This window comes from Actinotalea caeni, from assembly GCF_009733795.1.
Lineage (GTDB): Bacteria > Actinomycetota > Actinomycetes > Actinomycetales > Beutenbergiaceae > Pseudactinotalea > Pseudactinotalea caeni.
Window position 1 is genome coordinate 150724 of the sequence record NZ_WNXX01000005.1, and the last position, 17043, is coordinate 167766.

Annotated in this window: 12 protein-coding genes; 2 read left to right on the top strand and 10 right to left on the bottom strand. The window is 73.3% G+C overall.

What is annotated here, in order from left to right; all coding sequences use genetic code 11:
• Positions 1-62: 62 nt before the first annotated feature.
• The 10 genes from GPA02_RS06455 to GPA02_RS06500 all read right to left on the bottom strand — a co-directional run bounded on the left by GPA02_RS06455 (position 63) and on the right by GPA02_RS06500 (position 15127).
• Positions 63-1199: a DUF4185 domain-containing protein gene (locus GPA02_RS06455; protein ID WP_240133920.1), complete on the bottom strand. Its 1137-nt coding sequence runs from the start codon at positions 1197-1199 to the stop codon at positions 63-65.
• Between the two features lie 14 nt (positions 1200-1213).
• Positions 1214-2323, bottom strand: coding sequence for a glycoside hydrolase family 172 protein (locus GPA02_RS06460; protein ID WP_156199092.1), 1110 nt, complete (start codon positions 2321-2323; stop codon positions 1214-1216).
• Positions 2324-2339: 16 nt separating this feature from the next.
• Complete coding sequence (locus tag GPA02_RS06465; protein ID WP_156199093.1) at positions 2340-3308, bottom strand: ribokinase; 969 nt, start codon at positions 3306-3308, stop codon at positions 2340-2342.
• Positions 3305-3919 carry a KpsF/GutQ family sugar-phosphate isomerase gene (locus GPA02_RS06470; protein ID WP_156199094.1) on the bottom strand — a complete coding sequence of 205 codons (615 nt, stop codon included), beginning with the start codon at positions 3917-3919 and terminating at the stop codon, positions 3305-3307. Before GPA02_RS06470 ends, GPA02_RS06465 begins: the two co-directional genes overlap by 4 nt.
• A 621-nt stretch (positions 3920-4540) precedes the next feature.
• On the bottom strand, positions 4541-5578 hold the full coding sequence (locus GPA02_RS06475) for a LacI family DNA-binding transcriptional regulator (protein WP_156199095.1): 1038 nt from the start codon (positions 5576-5578) through the stop codon (positions 4541-4543).
• 99 nt (positions 5579-5677) lie between these two features.
• Positions 5678-8164, bottom strand: a complete 2487-nt coding sequence (gene leuS, locus GPA02_RS06480) for a leucine--tRNA ligase (RefSeq protein WP_156199096.1) — start codon at positions 8162-8164, stop codon at positions 5678-5680.
• A 33-nt stretch (positions 8165-8197) separates the two neighbouring features.
• Positions 8198-11089, bottom strand: coding sequence for a leucine--tRNA ligase (gene leuS, locus GPA02_RS06485; RefSeq protein ID WP_156199097.1), 2892 nt, complete (start codon positions 11087-11089; stop codon positions 8198-8200).
• A 197-nt stretch (positions 11090-11286) separates the two neighbouring features.
• A complete protein-coding gene (locus tag GPA02_RS06490) occupies positions 11287-12654 on the bottom strand; it encodes a mannitol dehydrogenase family protein (protein WP_240133921.1) in 1368 nt (455 codons plus the stop codon).
• The gene (gene uxaC / locus GPA02_RS06495) at positions 12651-14060 is read right to left on the bottom strand and encodes a glucuronate isomerase (RefSeq protein WP_204986519.1); all 1410 of its coding nucleotides are present in this window, start codon (positions 14058-14060) and stop codon (positions 12651-12653) included. Before uxaC ends, GPA02_RS06490 begins: the two co-directional genes overlap by 4 nt.
• A gap of 65 nt (positions 14061-14125) precedes the next feature.
• Positions 14126-15127, bottom strand: a complete 1002-nt coding sequence (locus GPA02_RS06500) for a LacI family DNA-binding transcriptional regulator (protein WP_204986520.1) — start codon at positions 15125-15127, stop codon at positions 14126-14128.
• A gap of 68 nt (positions 15128-15195) precedes the next feature.
• Here GPA02_RS06500 and GPA02_RS06505 point away from each other — a divergent pair, with 68 nt between their 5' ends.
• Together GPA02_RS06505 and GPA02_RS06510 are read left to right on the top strand one after the other, a co-directional pair.
• Complete coding sequence (locus GPA02_RS06505; protein ID WP_156199099.1) at positions 15196-16023, top strand: sugar phosphate isomerase/epimerase family protein; 828 nt, start codon at positions 15196-15198, stop codon at positions 16021-16023.
• A complete protein-coding gene (locus tag GPA02_RS06510) occupies positions 16020-17042 on the top strand; it encodes a Gfo/Idh/MocA family protein (RefSeq protein ID WP_156199100.1) in 1023 nt (340 codons plus the stop codon). Before GPA02_RS06505 ends, GPA02_RS06510 begins: the two co-directional genes overlap by 4 nt.
• The last annotated feature ends 1 nt before the right edge of the window (position 17043 follow it).

Sequence of the window (17043 nt, forward strand, 5' to 3'; positions counted from 1 at the left end):
GGGGGTGCTCGGTGGTTGTGGTGCGTGGGTCGTGATCGGGTGCGGGTGTCGGTTCTCGTGTCTCAGCCAGGGGCGGTCTCCAGCTCTGCGCGGTACCAGAAGACGTTGTAGGGGTCCCAGATCGACAGCGTGAACCAGAGGGTGCGGCCGTCGTCGCTGACGTAGCGGGGGTTGAGGTAGGGCCCGTACAGCCCGGGCGTCTCGGCCTGCGTCGTCAGCACGTGCGGGTCGCTCCACGGACCCCAGGGGGTGAGTCCCTCGAACAGGACGGCGTCGCCGTTGTCGACCATGGTGGTCAGCAGCCACCGCTGCGTCTGCTCGTGGTACATCACCGAGAGCTCGCCGACCGACCGGTCGAGCACCGTGACGGCGTCGCCCATGTCGGCCGACCACGTCGGGGCGCCGTCGGCGTCGATGCCGGCGAAGTAGGTGTAGGCGTCGACGTCCTCGACCGCCTCGGTCGTCGCCGGCACCCGCATCAGCTGCACGCCGCCGAAGCGGCCGGACGGGATGCCCCAGAGGTAGACGTGGTCGGTGCCGCCGTCGTCGACGGTCACCGCGGCGACCTGCACGAAGTTCCCCTCGCCCGGCCAGCGCGGCGCCTCGAGCACCTCCCATGTCTGCCCGTCGTCGGTGCTGCGGACCAGCCCGGCGTGGTCGGCGTCCCAGCGACCCGGCTCGCCCCAGAAGGTCACCGACATGTAGTAGAGGTAGATCGCGCCGTCGACGGCGAAGCCGTACGTCGGGATCTTCGTCACCTCGCCGCCGCCGGTGTTGGGGTGCTTGTCGCCGACGGCGACCTCGGCGGCCAGCCCGACGTCGTCGAGGACCCAGCCGTCGAAGGTCAGGCCGTCGCTCGGGTCGTCGTCGGTCGTGTAGGCGATGGCGTTGGAGCGCCAGTTGCCGCCGCCGCCCCCGGTCGTGCCGGGGTCACGGGTGCCGAAGGTGTCGCCGAAGACCAGGTAGGTGACGTCGTCGACGTTGACCATCGAGCCGAGGTCGGTGCCCGCGACGGCGACCGATTCGGTGTCGTTGATCGCTCCCGGGCCGGTGAGCTGCGCGACCTGGGTGACGCCGCTCACGCCGGTGACGACGAACGGGCGGTCGGTGCCGGTGCTCAGCTCCACACCGTCGCCCCCGCCGCCGGCGCACGAGGCCGCGAGCGCCGTCGCGCCCACCGTCGCCAGCACCGCCGTCATCCGTCGCACCGCCCTCATGCCAGCCTCGGGAGCCGCTGCTCGACCGGCAGCAGCGTCAGCCCGCGGGCAGGCTCCTCGGCGTACCAGTACGCGGTGGAGGACAGGTCGTCGCTGCGGCGGTTGTCGTGGCCGTGCTCGATCGTCACCCGGATCGAGGACGTGAACGTGACCGGGTCCTCGACGTGGAACCGGTACAGCGAGATCTGGCCGGACCAGTTCTCGCCACCGGGCAGCGTGATGCCGTGGTACGGCGCCGCGTAGGCCTGGCTGGGGCACCACGCGGTGTTGAAGTAGTCCTCGGTGCCGGTGCCGTGCAGCCGCGGCGGCCACGGCTCGCCGTCGACGAAGATCATGTCGTCGCCCTCGCCGTACCAGTTCCAGTCGCTGGTGTGGCGCAGGTTGGTGACGTTGAGGACGCACCCGACGTAGTGACCGCGGCCGACGGTGTCGAGGATCGTGTAGTTGCCCTCGCCGCCGATGTTGTGACCGCCGAAGAGGAACTCCGGGTTGGTCATCGAGCCCTGCTCGACGCCGTCGGTCGGGTTCTCCCGGTTCCAGCTGGCGTGGAACCGGCCCAGGCCGGGCTCGAGCTCGGCGAACGCGTCGTAGTCGATGTAGTAGTAGAACGCCATCGCCTCCGACTCGCACTCGCTCGTGAGCTCGAAGCGCGCGCGGGTGGCGAACGGCATGTGGAAGAAGGAGTTGAAGCCCTTGCCGTCCTCGGGGCTCATCTGCAGCGGCGCCGAGGCGAAGTTGACGCTGCGGGCGTGGCCCACGCCGAAGAAGTCCCCGAGCGGCACCAGCACGCTGGGCTCGGCGGCGTCGTCCCAGTAGATCCGCAGCACCAGCCGGCGCAGGTAGTCGTGGTCGGCGGTGTCGGGGCCGGCGGGGCGCAGCGGAGCGACGGTCACCCAGATGTGGTTGACAGAGCCGGCACCGCGGATGTCGGCGAGCGTGACGGTCTCGCCGGGCTGGACGGTGAGGCGGTCGTCGTTGCCGCCGGTGACGTCCCAGCTCGACACCCGCATCCGACGGTGCTCGCGCAGCCGCGGCAGGTCGCGCAGGCTGCTGCCGTAGCCGCCGTAGCGGCCGGCGCCGGCGGGCGTCGGGTGGTCGGTCGTCATCGGTTCTCTCCTCGTGTCATGCCAGTGCGTGGTCGGTGCGGCCGAGCAGGTGGTCGACCTCGTCGACGCGCGGTGCCGACGGCGCCCCGCCGTGCCGCTGCACGCTGAGCGCCGCGGCGGCGTTGGCGCGCAGCACGGCCTCGCGCAGCGGGTCGCCGGCCGCGAGCCGGGCGCCGAGGTTGCCGCAGAAGGTGTCGCCGGCGCCGATCGTGTCCACGGCGTCGACCGCCAGCGCGGGTACGTGCTCGGGGGCGGCGTCCCCCTCGAGCAGCAGCACGCCCTCGGAGCCGAGGGTGACGACGAGGGCGCCGGGGCGGCCCTGCCACCAGGCGGTCGCGACGTCGGCGACCGGGGTGTCGGCGTCGGCGTGCGCGAGCTGGCGCAGCTCGACCTCGTTGGGCACGAGCACGTCGACCATCGCGAGCAGGTCGGCGGGCAGCTCCTGGTACGGGGCGGGGTTGAGCACGACGCGGACGCCTGAGCCGTGCGCGATCCGGACCGCGGCGAGCGTCGCGGGCATCGGGAGCTCGAGCTGCACGAGCAGCACGTCGGCGCCGGCGATCGCACCGGAGGCCGCGGCGACGTCGTGCCGGGTGACGTGCAGGTTCGCGCGCGGCACGATGACGATCGAGTTCTGGCCGCCGTCCTCGACGACCGGCAGGCCGACGCCGGTGCCGGAGCCCGCGTCGGCGAGCACGTGGTCGGCCGCGATGCCCTCGGCGTGCAGGAACGCGCGGAACTCCTCGCCGAAGGAGTCGTCGCCCAGCCGGCCGATGACGCCGACCTCGGCGCCGGCCCGGCGCGCGGCGACGGCCTGGTTGAAGCCCTTGCCGCCGACGAAGGTCTCGAAGCTGCTGCCGACCACGGTCTCGCCGGGGCCCGGTCGCACCGGGGCGGTGACGACGAGGTCGTACATGAAGGACGCCAGCACGCACACGCGCGGCGCGGCGTCGGTGGGCGTGGTGCCGGTGGTCGCGGCGCTCATCGGGCCGCTCCCAGCTGGGCGCCGAGCGAGCCGCCGGGGTGCCGCTGGGCGAAGTCGGCGGGCGTGAAGCCGCTGAGCGTCATCAGCGCGGCGGCGAGCGCGTCGCCGATCGCGAGCGTGACGGTCGCCGAGGAGGTGGGTGCGAGCCCGAGCGGGTCGGCCTCCCGCTCGACGCGGATGTCGAGGTGGACGTCGCACAGCAGCGCGAGCGTCGAGGAGGGGTCGCGGGTCATCGCGATCCGGGGCACGCCCCACGCCTGCAGCATCCGCGCGAAGTGGTTGACCTCGGCGGTCTCGCCGGAGTTGGAGATGAGGATCGCGACGTCGGCGGGGGTCGCCGTCCCCGAGTCGCCGTGCAGCGCCTCGGTGGCGTGCACGAACTGCGCCGGCGTGCCGGTCGAGGCGAGCGTGGCCGCCATCTTGGCGCCGATGTGCCCCGACTTCCCGAGCCCGGAGACGAGCACGCGCCCCTGCGCGCGCCGGATCAGCCGCACGGCCTCGGCGAGCTCGGGCGCCACGCGCTCGGCCGCCGCGGACACCGCGTCGGCCTCGATGCGCATCGCCCGCACCCCCGCCGACACAGCCGCGACGACGTCGTCCTGCTCGCCCATGAAGCCTGGTCCTCCTCGACTCAGGAATCGATTTCTCAGCAGAGTAAACGATTACTCGCCGGGGGGGAAGCGGGCGGAGGTCACGGTTCGATCACGGCCGCCCCGCCGCCTCCACCTCCCGCCGAGACGACGAGGGCCCGCCCACCCAGGTTTCACCGCACTGTGGAACAGCCGCCACTTTCACCGCACTGTGGAACAGCCGCCACTTTCACCGCACTGTGGAACACGGCCCGGTTTCACCGCGCTTTGGAACAGCCGCTACTTTCACCGCACTTTGAAACACGGCCCGGTGTCACCGCACTCTGGAACACGGCCCGGGTTTCACCGCACTTCTTGCCGCCGCCATGCTTCACCGCTCTTGCCGCCGCCGTGCTTCACCGCACGTCCTGCCGCGGGCTCCACACACCTCCGGCCACGCCGTGGACGCACCGCCGTCCTCCCGCCCATCCGCGCCGAACGATCTCTCGAGCGCGACGTCGCGCCCGTCGTAGCGACTCGCCGTCGCGGCCGTTCCGACGTCGTGTGGCCGCCGTCGCTGTTGCAAAGTGCGGTGAAAGCGGGCGATGTTCCAAAGTGCGGTGAAAGTGAGGGGTGGGCGGGCCCCATCCGACCCGGCCGGGGTCAGCGGGGGCGGCGGGGGCCGGCGCTGTGGCGGACGAGGAGGCGCGGGGTGAGCAGGAGGTGGAGCGCAGGGGCGTCGGGGGCCTGACCGCGCAGCAGCAGCTGCTCGGCCGCCCGCTCCCCCATCTCCTCGACCGGCTGCGCCACCAGCGTGACGCTGGGGCGGACCATGCGGGTCCAGCGGTCGTCGTCGACCCCGACGAGCGAGATGTCCTCCGGCATCCGCAGCGCGCTCTCCTGGATCGCGCGGTAGGCGCCCGCGGTCACCGGGCCGTTGGTGGCGAAGATCGCGTCCGGACGGCGGTCCCCCGCCAACAGCTCGCGCACCATCGCCTCGGCCTCGTCGGCCCTGAGGTCGGAGCGGAGCATGCGGCGGTCGTCGTGCGGGATGCCGGCCTCGTCGAGCGCGTCGAGCGCGCCGCGCAGCCGGTCCTCGGTGGTGCTGACGCCCGAGGGTCCGGCGAGGCACACGATGTCGCGGTGCCCGAGCTCGAGCAGGTGCTGCGCGGCCATCCGGCCGGCGCGCACGTTGTCGAGCAGGATCGTGTCGCCCGGGAAGTCGTGCACCCGGCGGTCGACGGCGATCGTCGGGATCCCGGCGGCGAGCAGCGGCGACAGGTCGGACTCCTGCTCCGACGTCACCGACACGACGACGCCCGCCATCCGCTGCGCGATCGCGGTGGCGAGGTAGCCCTGCTCGCGCGCGAGCTGCTCGTCGGTGTTGCACAGCATCACCGAGTGCCCCGACCGCACCGCCACGTGCTCGACCGCCGCCACCAGCGAGGTGAAGAACGGGTTCTGCAGGTCGGAGACGATCGCTGCCCAGACGTCGGTGCGCTGGCGGCGCAGCGCCCGGCCGTTGGGGTTGGGCACGTAGCCAGAGGCCTTGGCGGCCTCACGGACGCGGCGCGCGAGCTCCGGGTCGACCGTCGAGGCGCCGTTGAGCACGCGGGAGACCGTCGCGCTCGAGACACCGGCTGCGCGCGCGACATCGGTGATCCGCACCGCGGCGGGTGCCCCCGAAGGTCGCCTGCTCACGCGGTGATCGTCCCACGGAAGCGCGCTCGCGCACGCGCGGACCGCCGTCGGACCGGCGCTCGGGTCCAGGCACGGCCGCCCGCCACGCGTCTCGCCCGCTCAGCCGACGACGACGTTGACCAGCGACGGCGGCCGCACGATCACGCGGCGCACCTCCCGGCCGTCGACGTGCTCGGCCACCGCCGCGAGCGCACGCTCGCGCAGGTCGGCCTCGGAGACGTCCGGCTGCACCTCCAGCCGCGCCCGGACCTTGCCCATCACCTGCACGACGGCGGTGACGGTCTCCTGCACGAGCAGGCTCTCGTCGACCTCGGGCCAGCGCGTGCGCGCGACCGTCGGCTCGTGGCCGAGCCGCGCCCACATGTCCTCGGCGGTGTACGGCGCGACGAGCGAGAGCAGGATCGCGACGGTCTCGACGGCCTCCCGCACCGCAGGGTCGGCGCCGCCCGGGCCGGCGTCGATCGCCTTGCGGGTGGCGTTGACGAGCTCCATCGTGCGGGCGACGACGACGTTGAACCGCCGCGCCTCGATCAGCTCCTCGGCCGCACGCACGGTGCGATGCGTCAACCGCCGCAGCTCGGCGTCGCCCGCCGTGGGGTCGGTGCCGGGCGCGGAGGTGACGTCGCCCGCGAGCCGCCAGGCGCGCTGCAGGAACCGCAGGGAGCCGCCGGGCGACATGTCCGCCCAGTCGATGTCGTCCTCGGGCGGCCCGGCGAAGACCAGGGTGAGCCGGACGGCGTCGACCCCGTAGGCGTCGATCATCGACCCGAGGTCGACGCCGTTGCCCAGCGACTTGCTCATCGCCTTGCCCTGGTTGATGACCTGGCCCTGGTTGAGCAGGGTCGCGAACGGCTCGGTGACCTCGACCATGCCCATGTCGTGGAGCACCTTGACGAAGAACCGCGAGTACAGCAGGTGCAGGATCGCGTGCTCGACGCCGCCGACGTAGGAGTGCGCGGGCATCCACGGCCGCACGCGCTCGGGGTCGAACGGGCGGGTCTCCTCGTCCGGCGAGCAGTAGCGCAGGAAGTACCACGAGGAGTCGACGAAGGTGTCCATCGTGTCGGTGTCGCGGCGCGCGTCGCCGCCGCAGCGCGGGCACGGCACCTCCACCCAGTCGGTGGCGTTCGCCAGCGGCGACCGGCCGCCCTCCTGTCGCAGCTGGTCGCCGACGAGGTCGGGCAGCCGTACCGGCAGCTGGTCGTCGGGGACGGGCACCTCGCCGCAGCCCGGGCAGTGCACGACCGGGATCGGTGCGCCCCAGAACCGCTGCCGCGAAAGCAGCCAGTCGCGCAGCCGGTAGGTGACCGCGCGCGTGCCGAGGCCGCGCCGCTCCAGGTGGTCGATCATCGCCCGGGTCGCCTCGGGGACCGTCATCCCGTCGAGGTCGATGCCGTCGCCGGCGGAGGCGATGACGACGCCGTCGCCGGTGTAGGGGCCCTCGAAGCCCTCCGGGAAGCCCTCGGGCGGCTGCACGGTGTGGACCACCGGCAGGCCGTGCGCGACGGCGAACGCGTGGTCGCGCTCGTCGCCTCCCGGCACGGCCATGATCGCGCCCGTGCCGTAGTCGGCCAGCACGTAGTCGGCTGCCCAGACCGGGATCCGCTGCCCCGTCACGGGGTTGACGGCGTACCGGCCCAGGAACACCCCGGTCTTGGGTCGGTCGGCCGCGAGCCGCTCGATGTCGGAGGCTCGGCGGACCTCCTCCAGGTAGGACTCGAACGCCGCGCGCTGCTCGTCGGTGACCAGCTCGGCCGCCAGCGGCGCGTCGGCGGCGACGACGAAGAAGGTCGCGCCGAACAGCGTGTCCGGGCGCGTGGTGAACACGGTGACCGGCTCTTCGCGGCCCTCGATCGTGAACCTCACGTGCGCGCCCTCGGACCGGCCAATCCAGTTGCGCTGCATCGTCAGCACCCGGTCCGGCCAGGCGCCCTGCAGGTCCTCCATGTCGTCGAGGAGCCGCTGCGCGTAGTCGGTGACCTTGAAGAACCACTGGGTCAGCTCGCGCTTGGTGACGGCGGTGCCGCACCGCTCGCAGTGCCCGCCGACCACCTGCTCGTTGGCCAGCACCGTCTGGTCCTGGGGGCACCAGTTGACCGGGGACGCCTTGCGGTAGGCCAGCCCGCGCTCGTAGAAGCGCAGGAACAGCCACTGCGTCCACCGGTAGTACTCCGGGTCGGAGGTGTGCAGCCGCCGCGACCAGTCGAACGCGAGGCCGTACCGGCGGATCGACTCCGCCTGGGTCTCGATGTTGGCGTAGGTCCACGCGCGCGGGTCGGCGCCGTTGCGGATCGCGGCGTTCTCCGCGGGGAGCCCGAAGGAGTCCCACCCGATCGGGTTGAGCACGTCGTAGCCGCGCAGCCACCAGTACCGCGCGAGCACGTCGTTGAGCGCGAACACCTCGGCGTGACCCATGTGCAGGTCACCGCTCGGGTAGGGGAACATCGTCAGCGCGTAGCGCTTCTCCGCACCCGGGGCGGCGGTCCCCGCGCGGAACGGGTCGAGCCGCTCCCACACGGGTCGCCAGCGCTCCTGGATCGCGGCGACGTCGTAGACCTCCGGGTCGGTCCGTGCCTCGGCACTCATCCGCCTCACCCCTCCGTGCACGCCCCCGGACGGTCAGCCCGGGACGACGTTGACCAGCCTCGGCGCCCGCACGATCACCTTGCGCACGGCGCGCCCCTCCAGCGCCCGCCTGGCGCCCGCGGTCGCGAGCGCCAGCTCGGTCAGCTCCTCCTCGCCGATCGACGGCGACACCTCGAGCCGGTCGCGGACCTTGCCGGCGACCTGCACGACGCAGGTGACGGTCTCCTCGACCAGCAAGGACGCGTCCGCCTCCGGGAACGGCTCGTACGCCAGCGAGCGGGCGTGCCCGAGCCGCGACCACAGCTCCTCGGCGATGTGGGGCGCGACCGGCGCGACCATGAGCACGAGCGGCTCGACCGCCTCGCGCGGCACGGCGGGCATCCCCACCAGATGGTTGTTGAGCGTGATCAGCTTGGCGATCGCGGTGTTGGGGCGCATCGCGGCGTACTCGGTGCGGACGTCGTCGACGGTCCGGGCCACGAGACGGCGGGTCTCGTCGTCGGCCGGGTCGTCGGTGACGCGCAGCGCACCTGTCTCCTCGTCGACGACGTTGCGCCACAGCCGCTGCAGGAACCGCTGCGCACCGACGACCGCGCGGGTCTCCCACGCGCGCGACTGGTCCAGCGGACCCATCGACATCTCGTACACGCGGAAGGTGTCGGCGCCGTAGGCGGCGTACATCTCGTCGGGCGTCACCATGTTCTTCAGCGACTTGCCCATCTTCCCGTACTCGCGGGTGACGGGCTCGCCGCGCCAGGTGAAGACCGGCTCGCCGTCGGGGCCCTCGGAGGTCTCGACCTCCTCGGCGGGGACGTACACGCCGCGCGCGTCGGTGTAGGCGTAGGCCTGGATGTAGCCCTGGTTGAACAGTGTGTGGAAGGGCTCGGAGCTGGACACGTGGCCGAGGTCGTAGAGCACCTTCTGCCAGAACCGTGCGTAGAGCAGGTGCAGCACGGCGTGCTCGACGCCGCCGACGTACAGGTCGACGCCGCCCGTGGCCTCGCCGGGTCGCGGGCCCATCCAGTACCGGTCGATCTCGGGGTCGACGAGCGCACGGTCGTTGCGCGGGTCCAGGTAGCGCAGCTCGTACCAGCACGAGCCCGCCCAGTTCGGCATCGTCGAGGTCTCGCGCCGGTAGGTGCGTGGGCCGTCCCCGAGGTCGAGCTCGACCTCGACCCACTCGGGCAGCCGCGACAGCGGCGACTCCGGCTCGGAGTCGGCGTCCTCGGGGTCGAACGTGCGCGGCGAGTAGTCGGGCACGTCCGGCAGCTCGACCGGCAGCATGCTGTCGGGCAGCACGTGCGGGCGGCCGTCGGCGTCGTAGACGACCGGGAACGGCTCGCCCCAGTAGCGCTGCCGGCTGAACAGCCAGTCCCGCAGCCGGTAGGTGACGGTGCCCGCGCCGAGCCCCTTGGCCTCCAGCCACGCGACGATCGCCGTCTTGGCCTCCTCGAGGCCCAGGCCGTCCAGCGAGATCTCGTCGTTGGCGGAGTTGATCGCCGGCCCGTCGCCCGTGTAGGCCTCGCCCTCCCAGCCCTCGGGCGGCTGCACGGTGCGCACGACCGGCAGCCCGAAGCGGGCGGCGAACTCCCAGTCGCGCTCGTCCTGGGCGGGCACCGCCATGATCGCGCCGGTGCCGTAGCCCATGAGCACGTAGTCGGCGACGAAGACCGGGATCCGACCGCCCGTGACGGGGTTGACCGCGTGGCTGCCGGTGAACACACCGGTCTTGTCGCGGCCCTCGGTCTGGCGGTCGAGCTCGGTCTTGCGGGCGGCCGCGCGGCGGTAGGCCTCGACGGCGTCGCGCGGGCTGTCGTGCCCGCCGCGCCACTCCTCGGGGGTGCCCTCGGGCCAGGCGTCGGCGTCGGCCAGCGCCCCGACCAGCGGGTGCTCGGGCGCCACGACCATGAAGGTCGCGCCGAACAGCGTGTCGGGGCGGGTGGTGAAGACGGTGAGGTCGCCGGCATCGGTGGCGAACCGGACGTGCGCACCCGAGGAGCGGCCGATCCAGTTGCGCTGCATCGTCTTGACCTTCTCGGGCCAGTCGATCAGCTCGAGGTCGTCGATCAGCCGGTCGGCGTAGGCGGTGATCCGCAGCATCCACTGCTTGAGGTTGCGCTGGAACACCGGGAAGTTGCCGCGCTCGCTGCGACCGTCGGCGGTGACCTCCTCGTTCGACAGCACGGTGCCCAGCCCGGGCGCCCAGTTGACCGGGGAGTCCGACACGTAGGCCAGCCGCAGCGTGGCGAGGTAGTCCTCGCGCTCGCCGGCGTCCAGCGCGTGCCAGTCACGGCCGTCGGGCAGCGTCCGCTCGCCGGCGTCCAGCTCGGCCACCAGCTCGGCGATCGGGCGCGCACGCCCGGAGCCGCCGTCGGGGCGCGGCGCCGTCTCGTCGTAGAACGACTCGAACAGCTGCGTGAAGATCCACTGCGTCCAGCGCACGTAGTCGGGGTCGGTGGTGGCGAACGTGCGGCGGTCGTCGTGGGCCAGCCCCAGCCGGCGCAGCTGGGCGCGCATCGTCGCGATGTTCTGCTCGGTCGTGATGCGCGGGTGCTGCCCGGTCTGCACCGCGTACTGCTCGGCGGGCAGCCCGAACGCGTCGTAGGCCAGCGCGTGCAGCACGTTCTTGCCCTGCATGCGCTGGAACCGCCCGACGACGTCGGTCGCGATGTAGCCCAGCGGGTGCCCGACGTGCAGCCCCTTGCCGGAGGGGTAGGGGAACATGTCGAGGACGTAGAACTTCTCCGCCGCGGCGTCACCGGCGAGGTCGCCGGTGGGGTTCGGCGCGTGGAACGTGCCCTCGCGCTGCCAGCGGTCCTGCCAGCGCAGCTCGATCTGCTCCGCGAGCGCCGCGGTGTACCGGTAGGGCGGCACGTCGGCTGTCGCGTCCTGCGTCGTGGTGGTCTCGCTGCTGTGGCTCGTCACGTCGGTCCTCGTGTGTGGCGCTCGTCGTCAGGTGGCTCCCGGGCACAAAAAAGCCCCTCGGGCGAGGGGCGGCCGCGGCGGAGAAGGTGTCTCGCCGCGGCTAGGTAAGGAGCAGCCTGGAGCGCATGGGGGTCATGCTACCCCGCCCCCCGGACTCCTCGCGCGGGCCGGGGCGCGCCGCCCGGCCCGCGCAGTCGTCACCGCGCGTGGATCTCCTCCACCTGGGTCAGCACGGCGGCGGTGAGCTCGTCGTCGCCGCCGAGGCCCAGCAGCTCGAGCACGGCCGGCACCGCCTCGGGCAGCTCGCCACCGGTCGCGGCCGCGAGCGCGGCGTCCACGGTGGCGTCCTTGACCGGGGCGCCCTCGCCGCGCAGGTGCAGCACCCAGCCCGCGAGCGTCGTCGCGCCCCCGGTCGGCACCCGCCCGGCTGCCCGCTCGGCGGCGACCACCGGCACGGTGCGCACCGGCAGCTTCTGGGAGCCGTCGTAGGCGATCTGTGCGGTCAGGTGGCGCACGCGCGGGTTCGCGTAGCGCTCCAGCAGCGCGTCGGTGTAGGCGGTCATCTCCGCGCCCGGCAGCGCGAGGTGGCGCGCGGCCTCGGCCCACCACTGCTCGACCCAGCCGCGGCACGCGGGGTCGGCGATCGCACGGTCGATCGTCTCGTGGCCGCGGATCGAGCCGACGTAGGCGAGCTGGCTGTGCGAGCCGTTGAGCAGCCAGAGCTTGCGACGCTCGTGCAGCTCGACGTCGTCGACCAGCTGTGCGCCGGCGTCCTCCCAGCGCGGCCGGCCGGCCGGGAACGTCCCGCTGACCACCCACTCGGAGAACGGCTCGGTCGGGACCGGTGAGGCGTCGTCGGCGCCGGTCGCGGCGCGCGCGACCGCACGGTCGTCGTCGGTGGTCGCGGGCGTGATCCGGTCGACCATCGAGGTGGCGAAGTCGACGTGCTCGTCCACCCACGCGACCAGCCCCGGCTCGACGGCGTCGGCCAGGCTGCGCACGACCCGCGCGAGCGCCTCGCCGTTGCTGGGCAGGTTGTCGCACGACATGAGCGTGATCGGCCCGGCGCCGGCCGCCCGGCGCGCCAGCAGCCCGGCGACGAGCTTCGCGGGCGCGGTCGAGACGGCCGCGCGCGGGTCGGCACGCAGCGCCACGACGTCGGCCGCGACGTCCGGGTGCGCCAGGTCGGCGGCGCCGTCCGGACCGCGGCGGTAGCCGGCCTCGGTCACCGTGAGCGTGACGACGGCGACAGCCGGGTCGGCGAGGTAGCCGAGCAGGGCCTCGTGCTCGTCGGCGCGGTGCACCGCCACGATCGAGGAGATCACCTCGGTCTCGTCGCCGTCGGGCCCCTTGGTGATGAGCGTGTACAGCCCGTCCTGGGGCCCGAGGGCGTCGGCGGCGTCCGGGCGCCGCCCGGTGAACGCCGCGATCCCCCACGCGTCGGCGTCGGGCGCGTGGTGGGTGTACCAGGCGACGTGGGCGCGGTAGAAGTTGCCGACCCCCAGGTGCACGATCCGCACGGGGGCGGCCGCCGGCATGCCCGGCAGCGCACGCGAGAGCCTCACAGCTTGAACACCTTCCGCGGGTTGGTGGCCACCAGGTCGTGGATCGCCTCGTGCGCCTCGTCGAGGTCGAGCAGGTGCTCGGCGACGAGTCCTGCGAGGTAGCCGGCGTCGAGCCGGCGCGACATGTCGTGCCGCGCCGGGATCGAGCAGAAGGCGCGGGTGTCGTCGATGAAGCCAGAGGTGCGGGAGAACCCTGCGGTCTCGGTGACGGCGGCGCGGAACCGGCGGATCGCCTCGGGCGCGTCGATGAACCACCACGGCACCCCGACGTAGACGCTCGGGTAGAACCCGGCGAGCGGCGCGAGCTCGCGCGAGTAGGTCGTCTCGTCGATCGTGAACAGCACCAGGTGCAGGTTCGGGTGCGTGCCGTAGGCGTTGAGCAGCGGCTCCAGCGCCCGTGTGTACTCGACCGCGACCGGGATGTCGCACCCGACGTCGGGCCCGAACCGCTCGTAGGTCGCGCGGTGGTGGTTGCGGCGCACGCCCGGGTGCAGCGTCATCACGAGGCCGTCCTCGCACGACATCCGCGCCATCTCGCTGATCATGTGCCGCCGGAAGGCGGTGGCCTCGGCGGCCGAGATCGTGCCGGCGCGCGCGGCGTCGTACAGACGCGACGCCTCGGCGTCGTCGAGCACGAGGGTCTCGGCGTCCTCCACGCCGTGGTCGGCCGACACCGCGCCGTGCTCGACGAAGTAGCGCCGGCGCGCCTCGAGCGCCGCGACGTACCCGGCGTAGGAGCCGACGTCGGTGCCCGCGGTCTCGCCGAGCCGGTCGACGCGCTCGTTCCAGGTGCTCTCGTGCGGGTCGAGGTAGCGGTCCGGCCGGAACGTCGGCACGACCCGACCGGCGAACGTCTCGTCGGCGGCGAGCGCGTCGTGCGGGGCCAGGTCGTCGCACGGGTCGTCGGTGGTGGCGAGCACCTCGATGCCGAACCGCTCGAACAGGGCGCGCGGGCGGAACTCCGGCTGCGCGATCTTCTCGGCGATCGTGTCGTAGATGCTGTCCGCGGTCGCGGCGCTGGGTCGCTCGGTGACGCCGAAGATGCCGGCGAGCTCGTCGAGGAGCCAGTACCGCACGGGCGTGCCCCGGTAGGCGCTCCAGTGCTCGCACAGCAGCCGGAACGCGCGTCGCGAGTCCGCCTCGTCGAGCGGGCCGCGGCCCACCCCGAGGTCCTCGAGCGGCACGCCGTGCGCGTGCAGCATCCGGTTGACGTAGTGGTCCGGCGTGATCAGCAGCGACGTGGGGTCGCGGAACGGCACGTCCTCGCTCAGCCACTGCGGGGGCACGTGGCCGTGCGGGCTGATGATCGGCAGCCGCGCCACCCCCTCGTACAGCTCGCGAGCCACGGCGCGCGTCGCCGGGTCCGTCGGGAGCAGACGGTCGGGGTGCAGGTCGAGTCCTGGCATGCTGCACATCGTCGGGGCGGGCCGACCGGCGCGGCCACCGATTGCCACGCCTTGCTCCACCCGCCTCAGGAGCGCCCGGCCACCGGCCCGGTGCTCGCGCGCGTGACCAGCTTGGTCGGCAGCAGCAGCGGCTCGGTGCTGGAGCTGCGGGCGCCCCCGACGAACGCCAGCACGTGCCGCACGCCGCGCGACCCGAGCGCGCGCTGCGGCGCCGCCACCGTGGTGAGCCCCGGCGTGACGATCTCGGCCGACGGCGTGTTGTCGAAGCCGATGACGCTGACGTCCTGCGGGACCTCCTTGCCCATCGTCTGGACGCCGCGCATGAAGCCGATCGCCACGAGGTCGTTGTAGGCGACGACGGCGCTGGTCGGGTGCGCGGCCCACGCCGCCGCCGCCCGGACCCCGCCGTTGAGGGTGGGGGCGACCGGGCCGACCCGCCGCACCGTGATGCCGAGCTCGGTGCGGGCGTCGCGCAGCGCGCGCCACCGGACGCCGTCGGGCCAGGCGGCCTCCGGGCCGGCGAGGTAGGTGACCTGCTTGTGTCCGAGCGCCGCGAGGTGCTCGGCCGCGCGGCGCATGCCGCGGCCGTGGTCGACCATGACGCTCGGCAGCCCGCCCACCTCGCGGTTGAGGACGACGGTGGGCTTGACCTTGGCGACCTGGCGGACCGCGGTGTCCGACATCCGCGAGCTCGCCAGCAGCACGCCGTCGACGCTCTGGAGGATCTTGTCGAGCAGCTCGCGCTCCCGGCCGGCGGACTCGCGGGTGTCCGCGAGCACCATCGCGTAGCCCGCCTCCGCCGCCGCCTCCTCCGCGCCACGGGCGACCTCGGAGAAGACCGGGTTGCCGATGTCGGCCAGCAGCACCGCGATCATCGACGTCGTGCGGGTCGAGAGCGCGCGCGCCTGCGGGTTCGCCCGGTAGCCGAGCTCGGCGGCGACCGTCCGGATGCGCTCCGCGGTCTCGGCGTTGACCCGGCCGGGCCGCGAGAAGGCGCGCGAGACCGTCGACGGTGCGACGCCAGCGGCGCGTGCGACGTCGTAGATCGTGGTGGGCCGGTCCGCCATCGCGGGAACGCTACAACACGCGGCAACCGATTGCCATACGGGAGCCGGCGGGGGTTGCATGGTGCCCCATGTGGACGTTGAGCGGCTTCGCCGACGAGATCTCGCCCGACCTGCAGACCCAGCTCGACACCGTGACCGACCTGGGCCTGACGCACATCGAGCTGCGCAGCGTCTGGGAGGTCAACGTGCTCGACCTCACCGCCGCGCAGCGCGCCGAGGTGGCCTCGGCGCTGCAGGAGCGCGGGCTGCGGCTGTCCTCGATCGGCTCCCCCATCGGCAAGATCGGCATCACCGACGACTTCGCGCCCCACCTGGACCGGATGCGGCACGCCGCCGACGTCGCGCTGGAGATGCGGGCGCCGTTCGTGCGGATCTTCAGCTTCTTCATCCCCGAGGGCGACGACCCCGCCGCGCACCGCGACGAGGTGATGCGGCGCATGACCGCGCTCGCCGAGGTGGCCGCCGAGGCCGGCGTCATGCTGGTCCACGAGAACGAGAAGCACATCTACGGCGACGTGCCGCAGCGCTGCCTCGACATCGTGCGCACGGTCGACAACGACCACCTGCGCCTCGCCTGGGACGCGGCCAACTTCGTGCAGTGCGGCGTCCGGCCGTTCACCGACGGCTACGAGCTGCTGCGGCCCTGCACCGAGTACGTGCAGATCAAGGACGCGCTGCTCGCCGACGGCCAGGTGGTGCCTGCCGGTGCGGGCGACGGCGAGGTCCGCGAGACGATCCGGGCGCTCGCGGCCGACGGCTTCGACGGGTTCTTCTCGCTCGAGCCGCACCTGGCCGCGGCCGGCACCTTCGGCGGCTACTCCGGGCCGGACCTGTGGCGCGCGGCGCACGCGGCGTTCACGGCCATCCTCGACGAGGAGGGCATCCCCTACGCATGAGCGAGGCGAGCGAGCACCCGACCAGGCGCGCCGTCGTCGTCGGCGGCGGCGAGATCTCCCGGGTGCACCTGCGCGCGCTCGCCGGGATGGGTGTGGAGGTGGCCGCGGTCGTCGACCACGACGCCGACCGCGCGCAGCGGGCGGCGGCACCACTGGGCGCGGCCGCCCACACCGCTCTCGACGCCGCGCTGACCGACGGCGGCGTCGGGCCCGTCGACGTCGTGCACGTGTGCACGCCGCACGACCAGCACCTGCCGGTCGTGCTCGCGGCGCTCGCGCGCGGTACCCACGTGCTCGTGGAGAAGCCGCTCGCGCACACGCTCGCCGATGCCGAGCGCGTCGTCGCGGCGGCCGAGGCGGGGTCGCGCAAGGTCGGCGTCGTCCTCCAGAACCGCTACAACGCGACCACCCGCGCGATGAAGGAGGTGCTGGCCGGCGGCTCGCTCGGCCCGGTGCTGGGCGCATCGGCGACCGTGGTGTGGAGCCGGACCGCCGACTACTACGCCGGCAAGCGCTGGGCGGGGCAGCGCCCCCGCTCGGGCGGCGGCGTCCTCATCAACCAGGCGATCCACACCGTCGACCTCGTGCAGTGGCTGCTGGGCCCGGTGACGTCGGTGAGCGGCCGCGCGTTCCGGCTGCTGCCGATCGACGGCGTCGACGTCGAGGACACCGCGGCGATCGCGATGACGCACGCTGGTGCGCACGGCGCCGAGGTGCGCAGCACGTTCTTCGCCACCGCGGCCAACGCCGTCAACGAGCCGGTCACGATCGACGTCACGTGCGAGCGCGGCTCGCTGTCGTTGCGCGGCGACCTCACGGTCACCGACGCCCAGGGCGGCGAGACGGTCGTCTCCGACTCCCCCGCGGTCGCGGGCGCCCCGGCGTACTGGGGGCGCTCGCACGAGGCGCTCATCGGCGACTTCTACGCCCGCCTGGACGAGCCCGAGCCGTTCTGGATCGGTCCGCGCGAGGCGCTCGAGGCGCAGCGCATCCTCAGCGAGGTCTACGCCCGGTCCTGAG

Bases quoted from the DNA above. Each gene is read 5' to 3' on its own strand.
- GPA02_RS06460 (WP_156199092.1), bottom strand. From the start codon at position 2,323: ATGACGACCGACCACCCGACGCCCGCCGGCGCCGGCCGCTACGGCGGC.
- GPA02_RS06465 (WP_156199093.1), bottom strand. From the start codon at position 3,308: ATGAGCGCCGCGACCACCGGCACCACGCCCACCGACGCCGCGCCGCGC.
- GPA02_RS06505 (WP_156199099.1), top strand. From the start codon at position 15,196: ATGTGGACGTTGAGCGGCTTCGCCGACGAGATCTCGCCCGACCTGCAG.
- uxaC (WP_204986519.1), bottom strand. From the start codon at position 14,060: ATGCCAGGACTCGACCTGCACCCCGACCGTCTGCTCCCGACGGACCCG.
- GPA02_RS06500 (WP_204986520.1), bottom strand. From the start codon at position 15,127: ATGGCGGACCGGCCCACCACGATCTACGACGTCGCACGCGCCGCTGGC.
- leuS (WP_156199096.1), bottom strand. From the start codon at position 8,164: ATGAGTGCCGAGGCACGGACCGACCCGGAGGTCTACGACGTCGCCGCG.
- GPA02_RS06470 (WP_156199094.1), bottom strand. From the start codon at position 3,919: ATGGGCGAGCAGGACGACGTCGTCGCGGCTGTGTCGGCGGGGGTGCGG.
- GPA02_RS06455 (WP_240133920.1), bottom strand. From the start codon at position 1,199: ATGACGGCGGTGCTGGCGACGGTGGGCGCGACGGCGCTCGCGGCCTCG.
- GPA02_RS06510 (WP_156199100.1), top strand. From the start codon at position 16,020: ATGAGCGAGGCGAGCGAGCACCCGACCAGGCGCGCCGTCGTCGTCGGC.